Here is a 12,955-nt window from a genome sequence, read left to right as displayed (position 1 = left end):
ATTCAAAAAACTAGAGCGCATTCATCGATCCATTTCGATCGGAATGCGCTCTGGAATTTGTCAGGGAAAAGTGGAAATCGCCTTTCCCGAAGAGTAAAACTCAAGCAAATTGATCTGGAGACTGTCCGATTCGACGTGAAAAATGCAGCCTTCAGAGGCGTATTCTGGGCCAAGTTGGGATATAAAATGCCCAAACTTGGCCCCGGAAAACCCTAGATCGCTCCATTTACATTTGTGAGAAAGTGGATTTTTTTCTCTATTATGGGAAGGGCATTCATCTTTTTTACCGTTTCCGGTCCAGTCGGAGGGGCAGGCTCTTCATCGGAACGAGAAGGGCCCGTCGGAACCGGCTCCAGGCGGCCATCCTTGAAGCGAACCATCCGGTCGGCGATCCGGCGGGCAACGGCAAGGTCGTGGGTGATGAACACCACGGCAAGCCCCTTTTGTTCCTGAAGATCGGCGAACAGGCGCAAGATTTTGGCCTGCACGCTGACATCCAGGGCCGAGGTCGCCTCGTCGGCGACCAGCACGGCCGGGGAAACCACAAGGGCGCGCGCGATGGCGAGGCGCTGCAACTCCCCGCCGCTCAGGGCATGGGTCCGCCGTCCGAGGAAGGCGGCGTCGGTGGGCAGCTGGACGGCCTGCAATGCCTCCACCGCCCGCGTCTGGCGCAGGCCGGCGGGCACGGAGCGAAACAGCAGGGGTTCGGCCACCGCCTCAAGCACCGTGAAATGGGGGGCAAGGGCCAGGGCGGGATGCTGCGCGACCAGGGCCACGCCGCCGCCTTCGATCCCGGCACCCCGGTCATCCAGGGTCAAGGTGCCAGAGTCGGGGGACTCCAGGCCACACAGCAGATGGGCCAAGGTGGATTTGCCCGATCCAGAGGCCCCGCAGATCGCCACGGTTTCTCCGTTGAGTACCTCCAGGTCTAGTCCCGCGAGAACCGCCCGCCCGCCCAGGGTTTTCCAGAGTCCTTGCGCCGACAAGGCCGTCACCACCCCGCCCCGGTGGCATGCCACCCCATGGCCCGGGCGGCCGCGCGCGGTCTCCATCGCCGGCGTGGTCCGGGCGCAGGCGTCCACCGCCTGGCAGCAACGGTTGGCGAATACACAGCCCTGGTCACGCCGTTCGAACCGGCCGGGCACGCCTTGCAGGTCCTTGCCCGACATCCGCTCGGGCTGGGCGCGCAGCAAGGCCCGGGCATAGGGATGGGCGGGCCGGGTCAGGATCTCCCGTGTCGGGCCGATCTCGATCAGGCGACCGCCGTACAGCACCGCGACATCGTCGGCCAGGGCCCGGGCCGCGTTGAAATCATGGGTGATCAGCAAAACGGCGCGATCGCGGGCCGCCTCGGCCAGGATGTCAAGGGCCACGCGGCGCGCCTGTGGATCCAGGGCCGCCGTCGGCTCGTCCAAGATCAGCGCGTCGGGATCCTCGGCCAGGGCCTGGGCCAGCAAGATCCGCTGAATCTCCCCGCCGCTCAGGCCACGCGGATAGCGCTCCAGCACCGCCGGATCAAGCCCCTGGCGGGCCAGCAACACGCGCGCCCGAGCCCGAGCCTCGGCCGGATGGCGTCCCCCGGCGTCGGCGATCTGATCCACGACCTTTAATTGAGGATTGAGGGCATCGCCGAGGGCTTGCACCACCAGGGCCACCTCGCCGCCGCGATAGCGCCGCAGACGTGGACCATCGAAACCCAGGACATCCTCGTCGCCAAACAGCACCCGGCCGCTGGCCTGTCCGGGCCCCAGGCGCATCAAGGCGCGGGCCAGGGTGGTTTTACCGGCCCCGGATTCTCCCACCACCGCGAGCACGCGCCCGCGCGTGAGGGTGAAAGAGACACCCGACAGCACCCGGGTAGTCTCAATGGTCACGCAGAGATCTTCAACGCGGATCAAGGCGGCCTCCCAGGGCGTGATGGCTCCAGCGTTCCAGCCGTAGCCCGATCTGAAACAAGGAGAAAATAAACAAACTCAGCGCGCCGGCCGGCGCCAGGATGAGCCACAACGCCGAGGGGTCGTGCAGCAGGGGAAGGGCCTGGGCCAGCATGGCCCCCCAATTAGGCACCGTGGGATCGGCCAGCCCGAGAAACGCAAGCCCGGCCGCGTGCATCACCGCCCGGCGAACATCCTGAATGGTTAGTGCCACCAGAACCGGCAGCATGCGCGGAACAAGATGACGGCGCAGCAGGTAGCCCGCTCCGGCCCCGAAGCCCCGGGCCAGCCGATAGCTTTCGCGCGAGCGCTCGCGGCGCATCAAGGCGGCCAGGGCGCGAACCTGGAACGGCCAGGCGAAGGCCACCAGCAGCAGCAAAAGGACCCCGGGCCCCGGGCGCAACAGGCTGGCCACCAGCATGGCAGGCACCAAGGCGGGCAAGGCCATCAAGGTATCGACACCGCGCAAGATCAGGCGGCCGATCCCCGGAGGCAGGACCACGGCGGCGAAGGCCACCAGCAAGGCCACTCCCACGGTGGCCACGCCCGCCGCCAGCCCGAGGGACATGGTGCCAGGGGCGGCCACCAGGACGCAGGTCAGGAGGTCCTGGCCCAGGGCGTTGGTTCCCAACCAGAAATCGGCGGACGGAGGCCGCAGGGGGGGGCCGCTCATGGCGGGCTCGGCCAGGGGGAAGGCGAGCCCCGCGCCGATCAGGCCCACCCCGGCCAATCCCGCTCCACCGCCCAGAAGGCCGTATGCGCGCCGGCCGGTCATCCTCGGGCATCCAAACGGAGCACGATCAGATCGGCCACCAGGTTAAGGGTGAGAATCACGGCGCCCAGGACCAGGAAAAGCCCCTGGGCCAGGGGCAGGTCGCGCACCGCGATCGCCTCCACCGCCAGACGACCGATGCCGGGGTAGGCAAACACGGTTTCAACGAACACAGCCCCGGCCATCATGCCCGACATCAAGGCGGCGGTGCGGGCCACCACCGCGGCCAGGGCGTTGGGCGCGAGGTAGGCCCGACGCAGACGCCATGGACCGACCCCCTTGGCCACGGCGACGGTCAGAAAGGGACGCGACAAAAGGGCCAGGGTCGTGCCCCGGGCAAACAGCAACAGCTTGCTGGTTTCGTGCACGGCCAGGGTCGCCACCGGGGCGACGGCGTGGTGGGCGAGCTCAAGGGCCCGGGCCAGCCCGGTGGTGTCGGAAAACGGTGCCAGGGCCCCGGCCGTGGGAACGACCTCAAGCCACAACCCGAAGACAAACAAGATCAGGATGGCTTTCACGAACGGGGGAATGCTGTCCAGAAAAGCCAGGGTGGCCAGGATCCAGGGATTTTCCCGGCTGCCGTGACGCAAGGCGGCCTCCACCCCGCCGCCCAGGCCCAGCACGAACGCCAGCACGCTGGCGCACGCCACGAGGGCCAGGGTCCAGGGCAGCATCTGGATCACCAGATCGCGTACCGGCGCGGCGTGGCTCAGCGACCAGCCCAGATCCCCCCGCGCGAGACGCCCGACATACCGCAAGAAGCGCTCCCCCAGGCTGCCGTCCAGACCATGAAGATCGGCCAGACGCGCGCGCAGGGCCTCGTCGGGGAAAACCAGGGTGGCATCGCCCAGCAGTACGGTCAAAGGATCGCCCGGCAGGGCGTGGAGCGCCACGAAGTTGAGGCAAACCAGCAAAGTCAGTGTCAATGCATATCCAAATACCGCGCCCGGAAGGCTGCGGGCCGTGGCGCGCCGGCTCATGGGAGGAATGCCAGTTTGTTCAAAACGGAGGGTACCCCCGGCCCGACGCCGCCCGGAGTGAAAAAGAAGGGCTCGGGCGCGACGGCGGCACGGCGGGGCGAAACCAGGACATACGAGGGCAGATCCCGGGCGTACAGTTCCCCCGCGCGTGCCAGCAAGGCCTGACGCCGGGCGGGGTCGGTTTGCGTTACCTGGGCTTCAAGAGCGGCGACCAGGTCGGGATTGGCGGTGTAGCGGTCGCTGTCGGGACGGGTGCCCAGGACGCCCTGACGAAACACGTCCGGGTCCCCCAGCAGGCCGTGAGACGTCAGGGCCAGGTCGTAGGCCCCCTGGCGCAGGGCCTCGTCGAAGGCGCCGCGATCCAACAGGCGCACCGCTACCCCCAAGCCCTGCGCCCCAAGCTGCTGGCCGATCAGACGCGCCAGGCTTTCCTGGGCGCGCGGAGCCAGAAGATCAAGGCGAACCGCTTCGTTCTCCCGGATCCAAGGCCCGTCCGGGGTCCGGCTCCATCCGGCTTGTTCAAGCAGGCGCTGGCCGGCCCCTGGATCGAAGGGGTAGGGATCCCGGGCCGGATCGGCGAGGGGCGCCAGTCCCCGGGGATCCCATGGCACCGCCCAGCCCAGGTACACCGTCTCGATCACCCGCTTCCGGTCGATGAAATGCGCAAACGCCCGGCGGACCCGCCCATCGGCAAGGACAGGATGCCTGGTGTTGTACTTGAGGCGCACGGGATGGCCGGTGTCATGAACAAGCAGGCGCACGCCGGCCGCCGCCAGGCTTTCGGCGTCGCGCACCGGGACGGAAGTCGCCAGGTCGACGGTCCCCTTGCGCACGCCCGCCACGGCCACCGGCGGCGTCATCCGAACAAAGGCGATCTCCTCGACCGTGGGGCGTCCTCGGTGGTACGCGTGATTGGCCCGGAACAAGGTGGCCCCTTGAACCCGGTCGTAGTGCTCCAGGCGAAACGGACCGGATCCGATCGCCGCCTGGGGCAGGCCAAGGGTCATCGGTGTTTCAACCGCCCCATGCAGGTGGCGCCCGACAATGGGCATGACCCCGGCGATCGTCGCCAGGAACGGGGCGAACGGCTGGGTCATTTCAAAGCGGACGGTGTGGTCGTCAAGAGCACGCACGCTTTGGATGCGCGACAGGTCCAACGAGGCGAGGGGAAATTCGCGAAACATCCCGACCGTGAACACCACGTCGTCGGCGGTGACCGGGACGCCATCGTGCCAACGCGCCTTGGGGTGAAGCGTGAAGGTTGCTCCGGTGTCGTCGACGGTCCAGGTTTCGGCCAGGGATGGCACGAAGGCCCCCGTCGCGTCCTTCCAGATCAGGGTGTCGAATACCAGCGAGGTCAGAATGAACCCGGGACCGCGCCGATCGTGCAAATAGGGCGACGGGATTCCCCAGTCACCCACCTCGTCGGCGATCACGAAGCGGGTGCCCCGGGTAGGGGCGTCGTCGGCCACCCCGACGCTGGCGCCCGCGAGCAGGCTCATGAAGACGCCCACGACCAGTCGGGCGGAGAGGGTAAAACAGGAGAGCAGGGGGCGCATCGCATTCCGTTGTTCGATGGGATCGCAAGAGACGCTTGGCCCGGGGGCCGGGGCGCGGTACCTTGAGTATTGATACGCATTCTCATCGCCGAGGTATCCCGTGAACGCGCCAAAGTGCATCGAAAACACGCCAGTCGGAACGCCGTGGACAGGGCCTCTCCAACCCCGGCTTCAGCGGATCGATACAGCCGAGGGGCCGGTGTTGTTGCTTCCGGGGCAACTGCCACGGGGGCGGTACGGCCTCGCGCATTGTCACGCGCGGGGGCAGTTGATTTCCCCGCAGCGGGGACGCTTTCGTGTTCGGGCACAAGAGCGCCTGTGGTCGGCGTCGTCGCATCAGGCGATGTGGATCCCGCCGGGGGTTGTCCATTGCGTCGAGGCCCTGGACGATCTGTCGATCCACAATGTTTATGTGTGCACCAGGGAAGTGCCGGGCCTGCCTCAAACCTGCAAGGTGCTGTCGGTAACCCCCTTGCTCCGCGAGCTTTTGGCTTTTGGCATGACCGAGCCAACTGGGGATGGGGAGGAGCAAAAGCGGTTGTTGCTGACGATTACCGACCAGATCCGCCGGGCTCCGGATTTGGGCACCATTCATGTGCCGATGGCCGAGGATCGCCGGCTGCTGCCGATCCTTGAGCATCTTTGCCAGCACCCCGATGACAACCGGCCCCTGGAAGCCTGGGCCGCGTTCACCCATTCCAGCACGCGAACCCTGGCGCGCCTGTTTGTCCAGGAAACCGGCTTGACGTTTCGGGAATGGCGCCAGCGGTTGCGCCTGATGGAAGCGGTGGCGCGGTTGGGCAGCGGGCAATCGGTGCTGGAGGTCGCCCTTGATCTTGGCTACGCCAGCCAGAGCGCCTTTACCGCCATGTTCCGCAAGACCCTGGGATGCACGCCGAGCGACTATCCGGGCCGGGAGCGCGGCGAAGGCGGGTGACAGGCCGCCTTGCCGGGTCCGCCTGGTTTTCTCTCCTGGCGTGTTCCATGGGCTTGGATCGGGGAGGGAAGGCACGTGCCGATCAAGGGGATCCGCACGTGCCCGGGATTCGGAGGATGTAAAAGCGCTAAAAGCGGGCCGTCAGGTGCAACCCGAACTCTTGGGGGGCGCCCAGTTGCGCGCCGACATAGCTGTTGGCGTAGACCTGGTAAATCGTGTCGGACAGGTTGCGGCCATAGACGCCCAGCGTCACTCCATGGTCCGTTTCGTAGCTCAGACCCGCGTCAACGACCGTATAGGCGCCCTGGCGCAACGTGTTGCTTTCGTCGAAATAGTGTTCCCCAACGTGACGCACGGTTGCCGTGGGTTGCCAGCGGCCGCCTTCCCCGAAATGTCCGGTCCACGACGCCCGCAGACTGTAGGCCGGGGCATAGGGGGTGATGTTGCCCTCGTACTGGCCCTTGGTGAACCGGCTTCTGTTGACCATGCCGCCCACCGAGACTTCCTGATCCTCGAAAACCACGGCCGTGGCATTAACCTCGACGCCCAGGCTGCGGGCATCGCCCATGTTGGAAAGCGTCATCAAGCCCGCCGGTCCACTATAGCCTTGCACCTCGTGGCTTTCGATATCATAGAGCGTGACCTCGGTGCGCAGCTTTTGGTCCTCCGACTGATACTTCCAGCCGGTTTCAAAGCTGAGAACGGTTTCCGAGCCGTAGGAAGCGGTATCCAAGGTGGTGGTGCCGGCCTTGTTGAAGCCTCCCGGCTTGTACCCCCGGCCGATGCCAACCCACAAGCGATGCGAGTCTGAAGGAAGATAGGCAAGCGCAGCATGTGGCGTGATGGCCCAGAACGTCGCGTCATTTTCGTAATCGACGGCCGCACCGGTCTCGTCTGGAATGCTCATGAGGGAATCGGCTTTTTCCCAGGCCACACGGGCGCCGGCGCTGATTTCCCACCGTGGCGCGAAACGAAGCGTGCTGTCGGTAAACAAGGAATGAGTGACCATGGTATTGTCAGACAAGGGCCCGCCCATGAACCCGATGCTTCCTTCCCCTCCGACATCTTTGTATTTAAAATGTTGCCTCTGTCCACTGTATCCAACAAGGAAAGAAAAATCATCGCTTTTGTAATTTGCGCGCAGTTCGCCATACAAACTGTTTTGATCTTCCTTCGTATCGATGCCATAGGTTCCGAAGGTGCGCTCCAGGAACATTTCCTGCCAGGCGACGATTCCGGTGGTTGACCACCGGTCGGTGATCTCGCGCGTGGCGTCCAGGCTGATATCGTCAAGACGCCGGTTGAGCTTGGGGGTCGTGACCACGGGATTGACCCTGTCGCGCGACAGGTCATCCAAGGGGACGTAATACTCCTCTTCCGATCGATACCGTTCGGTGCCGATTTTCAAACGCGCCCGAAAAGGCTGGTCGGCAGGCAGGTAATGAAGCGAAGCCCGCCCGCTGGTCACGCGCCGATCGTCGACGTTTTTTCGATCGCGGTTCGGATCATCCAGGGAGCCATCTTCCATGCTGTCGGTGGCCATGCCCTGGATCGCCCAGCCGGCATGAAGGCCACTGCTGCCCCCGCCCGAAACCCGGTGCCCGCGACTGAAGGCCTGAACGTCGGTCCACACCGCAGGTTCGTCGTCGGGGAGGGCGCTTTCCACGTTGATCACCCCGCCCAGGGCGCCGCGCCCGTACACCGCGCCTTGCGGGCCTTTCACGAGTTCGACCCGGTCAACGTTTTCCAGGGCTTGCGCGTAGGCATGTGGCAGCTGGGGGACGCCGTCCACGTTCAGACCGACCGCCGGCCCATAAAAGTCGCCCGAAGACAGGCCGCGCAGTGTGAAGTTATTGTATACCCGCGAGCTGCGCCCCATCGATTGCAGCTCGGGAAACAGGGTATCAAGCGTGTCGGTGCTGTTCACCCGTTCTTTTTCCAGCGCCTCGCCCGTTTTCACGGCCACGCTGCCCGAGACCTCGAAATCGGTTTGTTCGCGTTTGTTGGCCGTCACCGAAACGGGCGCCAGCATGATGACGCCCTCGGCGGATTCCGTCCCTTGCTCGGGGGGATCCTGGGCAAACGCGGGCCAGGTCAACGTCACCAACACCACGGCGCCACCGGCGCGAAAAGGCCCCTGCATCAGCCAATCTCCTTTATCCACTCCAGGAAGGATGAGTCCGGATGAGACACGCCCCATCCCGACGCGGGCGCCCGGCTGGACACCCCTTTCATTCATGTGGTAATGAGATTTAATCGCAGGTCCAGGGAGGCCGTCTAACGGTAGCCGGCCGGTTTTTGTGGTTTCAGGGCAAAATTCATGACTCAAGACCCCTTCGGTCTGACGGATCGGGGCTCCGCGACTCTCCACGGCCATCCCTTGTGGCCGGCATGGCGCCTTCCCGCTGGAAGAGGCGACGTCTTGCGTTTCCACGACGTTCAGGAAGACATTCTTGTGGGAACGTGGAGTGGCGCCGTGGACCACGACTGGACGCTGCGCGGCGAGGCGCCGCCGATGGTCTGTGTCGGGGTGCTGCTGGAGGGCGAGGTCAGCATGGAGCCGGCCCAGGGCCCCGGCTTGACGCTACGGCCGGAAACCACCGTCTTGTACGCCATGGGGCAAGCGGCCCAGGGGGCCGACGTGGTGAAGGCGCACGGGAGGCTCTGCCTTGTCGAGGCGCGTTTTCCCCTGCGGATCCTTCTGCCCCTGGTCGCCGACACCGCGATGGCCGTGTTGCGCGAAGCCCTTTTCACCCTCACCGGGGACGGATCCGATCCGCAAGACGGGGGCGTGTTTCGGGTCGGTCCCGCGTCACCCGGGGCGCGACGGATCGCGCGCGATATCCTGGCGGCGTGCGAGGGCGGGGAAGGCCCGTTCGTGAAAGGCCTGTATTTGCGCGCCAAGGCCCTGGAGTTGCTGGCCCTGGCCCTGCGCGACATTCTGCCGGCGCCGGCGGTCCGGGTTCCGGCACGCGATCGCAAGCGCATCGCGATGGCGTGCCGGCTTCTGGAGGACGATTACGGCCGGCGTTGGAGCACCGGGGCCTTGGCCCGCCATGTCGGGTTGAGCGAAAAGCGGCTTCAGGTCGGGTTTCGCCACCTCATGGGGGCGTCCTTGCATGCGTACCTGCGTTCGATCCGTTTGCGGGCCGCCATGACCTTGCTGGGCAACGGGCAGAGTGTGACCGAAACCGCCTACGCGGTCGGCTTTTCAAGCCTCAGTCACTTCAGCAAGGCCTTCAAGGACCACACGGGCGTTTCCCCACGTGAATGGAGAAACACGACCCCCTGAGGAGGCGGTGAAAGACTCACACCCGGGCCAGGGCCTGATCGAGATCGGCGATCAGGTCGGCTTCGTCCTCGATCCCCACCGACAGGCGCACGAAGGAGTCGGTGAGGCCCAGCGCCGCCCGGCGTTCGGGGGGGAGGGACGCATGGCTCATGGTGGCGGGGTGGCCAACCAGGCTTTCAACGCCCCCCAGGCTTTCGGCCAGCGCGAACAGCCGCAAGGCTTCCAGGAAGCGCACGGTGCCGGCGCGGTCGGTGGCCAGTTCCACGCTGACCATGCCGCCGAAGGCGCGCATCTGCTGGCGGGCCAGGGCGTGCTGGGGGTGGCCGACAAGGCCGGGGTAGTGAACCCGCGCGATCCCGGGATGGGCCTCCAGGTGGCGCGCCACGCTCAAGGCGTTGGCCGAATGCCGCTCCATGCGCAGCGCCAGGGTCTTGAGGCCGCGCAGGGCGAGGAACGAGGGGAAGGGATCAAGCACCGCCCCGGTGGCGTTTTGCAGGAAACCCAGCCGTTGGGCCAGATCCGCATCCTTGACCACCACCGCGCCCGCGATCAGATCCGAGTGCCCGTTCAGGTACTTGGTCGCCGAGTGCACCACGATGTCGATGCCCAGGTCGAGGGGGCGCTGGATCCAGGGCGTGGCGAAGGTGGAATCCACCACGCTCAGGATGCCCCGCGCCCGCGCGAGCCGGGCCACGGCGGCAAGGTCGGTAACGCTCAGGCGCGGGTTGCTGGGGGTTTCGATCCAGATCATGCGGGTATCGGGACGCAAGGCCGCTTCAAGGGCGCCGAGGTCGGTCGTGTCCACGAAACTGGTTTCAAGGTGGCTGGTGCGGGCCCGCACGGAGGCGAACAGGCGCCACGACCCCCCGTAGAGATCGGCCCCCGCCACCACATGGGCCCCGTGGTCGAGCAGGTCCAGCACCGTGTTTTCGGCCGCGAGGCCCGAGGCGAAGGCGAAGCCGTGGGTGCCGCCTTCCAGCTCGGCCAGCGCGCGTTCAAAGGCGGCGCGGGTGGGATTGCCCGAGCGGGCGTATTCCCAGGCCCCCGGCTGGCCGGGGGAGGGCTGGGCAAAGGTGGAACTGGCGTAGATCGGGGTCATCACCGCGCCGGTGGCCGGATCGATCCCGGGGCCGGCGTGGACGCTGAGGGTCCCCAGACCCGACGCGAAGGAGGGGGAGGCGGTCATGCGGCTTTTCCTCGTTGGGCGTTCAGGTAATCCATGCGGGTGATCAGGCCCAGGAACCGGCCCTGATCGACCACCAGCGCCACCCGGCCGCGTTCAAACAACGCGAGCAGGGCGTCAAGGGGCGCATCGGGGGCCAGGGTTTCCAGATCCGTGACCATGGCCCTGGCGACAGGGGCGCCAAACGGAAGGCCCCGCTGCAAGGCCAGCAACAGGTCGGATTCATCGATCAGGCCCACGCAGGACCCGTGCTCCAGCACCGGAAGCTGGGAAACATCGTGCAGCTTCATGCGCTGGTAGGCGATGCGCAGGGTTTCTTGCGGATCCACGCTGACCAGGGCGCCCTCGTCGGGGCGGCGGGCGATCAGGTCGCGCAGGTCGCCAACCGGGGCGCGCTCGGAAAGCCCCTGATCGTTCAACCAGGTGTCGTTGTACATCTTGGAAAGGTACTTGTTGCCGCTGTCGCACACGAAGGTGACCACCCGCTTGGGCTTGGTCTGGGCCCGGCAGTAGCGCAAGGCAGCGGCGATCAGGGTGCCCGACGACGAGCCGACCAGAATCCCCTCGTGGCGGAGCACGGCGCGCGCGGTGGCGAAACTTTCGCCATCGGAGATGGTGTAGGCGTGGCGGACCCGCGACAGGTCGGACACCGGAGGCACGAAATCCTCGCCGATGCCTTCCACCAGCCACGACCCGGCCTCGCCCACCTGGCCCGAGCGGGTGTACTCGGCCAGGATCGAGCCCTCGGGATCGGCCAGCACGATGTCGGTGGTCGGGGAAACGCGGGCGAAAAAGCGCGAAAGGCCGGTAAGCGTGCCGCCCGACCCCACGCCCGCCACCACCGCGTCCACCTGGCCGTTCAACTGCTCCCAGATTTCGGGGCCGGTGCCGGTTTCGTGGGCCCGGGGGTTGGCCGGATTGTTGAACTGGTCGATGTACACGGCCCCGGTTTCGTCGGCCAGACGCTGGGCCAGATCCTGGTAATAGGCCGGATGGCCCTTGCCCACGTCGGAGCGGGTCAACACCACCTCGGCCCCCAGGGCGCGGACATGGGCGATTTTTTCCCGGCTCATCTTGTCGGGGATCACCAGGGTCAGGCGATACCCGCGCCGGGCCGCGACCAGGGCCAGGGCCAGGCCGGTGTTGCCCGCCGTGGCCTCGACCAGCGCGCCCCCGGGGCGCAGGCGCCCTTCCTGCTCGGCCGCGTCGATCATCGAGACCGCGATGCGATCCTTGATCGAGCCGCTGGGGTTCTGGCTTTCCAGCTTGACGAACAGCTCGCAGGGGCCCGTGTCCAGGGTCTCCAGACGGACGATCGGCGTGCGGCCGATGTGGGAAAGAAGATCGACGGGCGCCATGGCCTTATCACTCCATAAACTCGATAGACTAATAGTATGTCCGATGCGGCTGCCCGCGTCAAGGAAAACCCGAGTGGTTTGTGGAGTACGAAAGGATTGCACGGTGTAAATGTGTTAAATAAGCCGGTGCCTTGTCAGGGTAGCGGCGCGAGCGGGCCCGGTTGGCTGGGGCAGGCGGCGGGAAAAGGGGCGGGCTTTTTACGAAGCCGCGTCCGAGGGGGGCGGGTTGGAGGCGGAGGCGGCTTCCAGCAGCGCGTCGGCGCTCAGGTCGGCCAGCGGGGGAAGGGGGCGGCCGTCGATCTCCAGGCGCAAGGAGACCTGGCGCCCTTCCGACACGGTGCGCAGGGTTTCAATCAATTCCTGAAGCTCGCCTCTTTTCTTGCGCCGGTCCATCAAGCTGACCACGGCGAGCACGGTTCCGGGAAGGGTGAGAACCATGCAACCCATGGTAAGGCCGGTGCCCAGGTCCAGACTGCGGTGGAGCGCGGGGGCGGGGGCCTCCTCGTGGTGCACGGTCGGGGTTTCCCCGAAAGTGCGGGCCAGCGCGGCGGCCACCCGGGGGGCGATGTCGTCGGCCTGCGGGCCGGCAAGGCGAAGAGTGACGGAATCGGTCATGGGTCGGGATCCTGGGGGGGGAGGGAGCGGAGGTGTTCCCAAGGCTGCGATCTCGTCCGCGCGGGCATCGTTGCCGAAGTGGCGAAACGCCTGCCGGGAGCGCTCCAGCACCGCGAGCGCCTCGGTCACCCGGCCGGCGGCGGCAAGGAACGGGCCGTGGATTGCCCCGAGCACCGCGATCCCATCCAGGCGTCCCAACTCGCACAGAATCTCGTAGGCGCGCGAAACCAGGGGGGCCGCTGCGGCAAATTCCTCGCGGGCCAAGTGGATTTGGGCGATCCCCCACAGGCTGGCCGCGATGCCGTCCGGGGCGCCGAGGCGCTGG

General features: G+C 66.4%; 10 protein-coding genes. 2 read left to right on the top strand and 8 right to left on the bottom strand.

From position 1 onward, the window contains the following. Positions 1-212: 212 nt before the first annotated feature. Genes ROR02_RS14270 through ROR02_RS14255 form a run of 4 tightly spaced genes read right to left on the bottom strand, consistent with a single transcriptional unit; the run spans position 213 to position 5,245 of the window. Positions 213-1,874, bottom strand: a complete 1,662-nt coding sequence (locus ROR02_RS14270) for an ABC transporter ATP-binding protein (RefSeq protein WP_147164717.1) — start codon at positions 1,872-1,874, stop codon at positions 213-215. A 10-nt stretch (positions 1,875-1,884) separates the two neighbouring features. Then, positions 1,885-2,709, bottom strand: a complete 825-nt coding sequence (locus tag ROR02_RS14265) for an ABC transporter permease (RefSeq protein ID WP_147164716.1) — start codon at positions 2,707-2,709, stop codon at positions 1,885-1,887. Continuing rightward, the gene (locus ROR02_RS14260; RefSeq protein WP_170245131.1) at positions 2,706-3,632 is read right to left on the bottom strand and encodes an ABC transporter permease; all 927 of its coding nucleotides are present in this window, start codon (positions 3,630-3,632) and stop codon (positions 2,706-2,708) included. Before ROR02_RS14260 ends, ROR02_RS14265 begins: the two co-directional genes overlap by 4 nt. Before the next feature lie 50 nt (positions 3,633-3,682). Continuing rightward, a complete protein-coding gene (locus ROR02_RS14255) occupies positions 3,683-5,245 on the bottom strand; it encodes an ABC transporter substrate-binding protein (protein WP_170245130.1) in 1,563 nt (520 codons plus the stop codon). Positions 5,246-5,345: 100 nt separating this feature from the next. Here ROR02_RS14255 and ROR02_RS14250 point away from each other — a divergent pair, with 100 nt between their 5' ends. Continuing rightward, entirely contained in the window at positions 5,346-6,182 is an 837-nt protein-coding gene (locus tag ROR02_RS14250) for an AraC family transcriptional regulator (RefSeq protein ID WP_407672661.1), read from the top strand. Positions 6,183-6,309: 127 nt separating this feature from the next. On the opposite strand, the gene ROR02_RS14245 is transcribed toward ROR02_RS14250, so the two are convergent. Further along, on the bottom strand, positions 6,310-8,325 hold the full coding sequence (locus tag ROR02_RS14245; RefSeq protein ID WP_147164712.1) for a TonB-dependent receptor: 2,016 nt from the start codon (positions 8,323-8,325) through the stop codon (positions 6,310-6,312). Positions 8,326-8,502: 177 nt separating this feature from the next. Between ROR02_RS14245 and ROR02_RS14240 the strand changes: the two genes are divergently transcribed. Then, on the top strand, positions 8,503-9,474 hold the full coding sequence (locus ROR02_RS14240; RefSeq protein WP_147164711.1) for a helix-turn-helix transcriptional regulator: 972 nt from the start codon (positions 8,503-8,505) through the stop codon (positions 9,472-9,474). A gap of 16 nt (positions 9,475-9,490) precedes the next feature. Here ROR02_RS14240 and ROR02_RS14235 read toward each other — a convergent pair whose 3' ends face one another. From ROR02_RS14235 to ROR02_RS16670, 3 genes are all read right to left on the bottom strand, one after another. After that, positions 9,491-10,660 (bottom strand): trans-sulfuration enzyme family protein, encoded by a 1,170-nt coding sequence (locus ROR02_RS14235; RefSeq protein ID WP_147164710.1) that lies wholly within the window; start codon positions 10,658-10,660, stop codon positions 9,491-9,493. Next, positions 10,657-12,015: a pyridoxal-phosphate dependent enzyme gene (locus ROR02_RS14230; RefSeq protein WP_147164709.1), complete on the bottom strand. Its 1,359-nt coding sequence runs from the start codon at positions 12,013-12,015 to the stop codon at positions 10,657-10,659. Before ROR02_RS14230 ends, ROR02_RS14235 begins: the two co-directional genes overlap by 4 nt. A gap of 198 nt (positions 12,016-12,213) precedes the next feature. Then, positions 12,214-12,955, bottom strand: a 742-nt coding sequence (locus tag ROR02_RS16670; protein ID WP_170245128.1) for a hypothetical protein, incomplete at its 5' end; no start/stop codon positions are given.

Source organism: Pararhodospirillum oryzae (genome assembly GCF_007992075.1).
Classification (GTDB): domain Bacteria; phylum Pseudomonadota; class Alphaproteobacteria; order Rhodospirillales; family Rhodospirillaceae; genus Pararhodospirillum; species Pararhodospirillum oryzae.
This window is presented reverse-complemented; position numbering and strand designations above follow the sequence as displayed.

Coding starts and splice junctions, on each gene's coding strand:
- ROR02_RS14265 (WP_147164716.1), bottom strand. CDS start 2,709: ATGACCGGCCGGCGCGCATACGGCCTTCTGGGCGGTGGAGCGGGATTG.
- ROR02_RS14255 (WP_170245130.1), bottom strand. CDS start 5,245: ATGCGCCCCCTGCTCTCCTGTTTTACCCTCTCCGCCCGACTGGTCGTG.
- ROR02_RS14245 (WP_147164712.1), bottom strand. CDS start 8,325: ATGCAGGGGCCTTTTCGCGCCGGTGGCGCCGTGGTGTTGGTGACGTTG.
- ROR02_RS14240 (WP_147164711.1), top strand. CDS start 8,503: ATGACTCAAGACCCCTTCGGTCTGACGGATCGGGGCTCCGCGACTCTC.
- ROR02_RS14235 (WP_147164710.1), bottom strand. CDS start 10,660: ATGACCGCCTCCCCCTCCTTCGCGTCGGGTCTGGGGACCCTCAGCGTC.
- ROR02_RS14230 (WP_147164709.1), bottom strand. CDS start 12,015: ATGGCGCCCGTCGATCTTCTTTCCCACATCGGCCGCACGCCGATCGTC.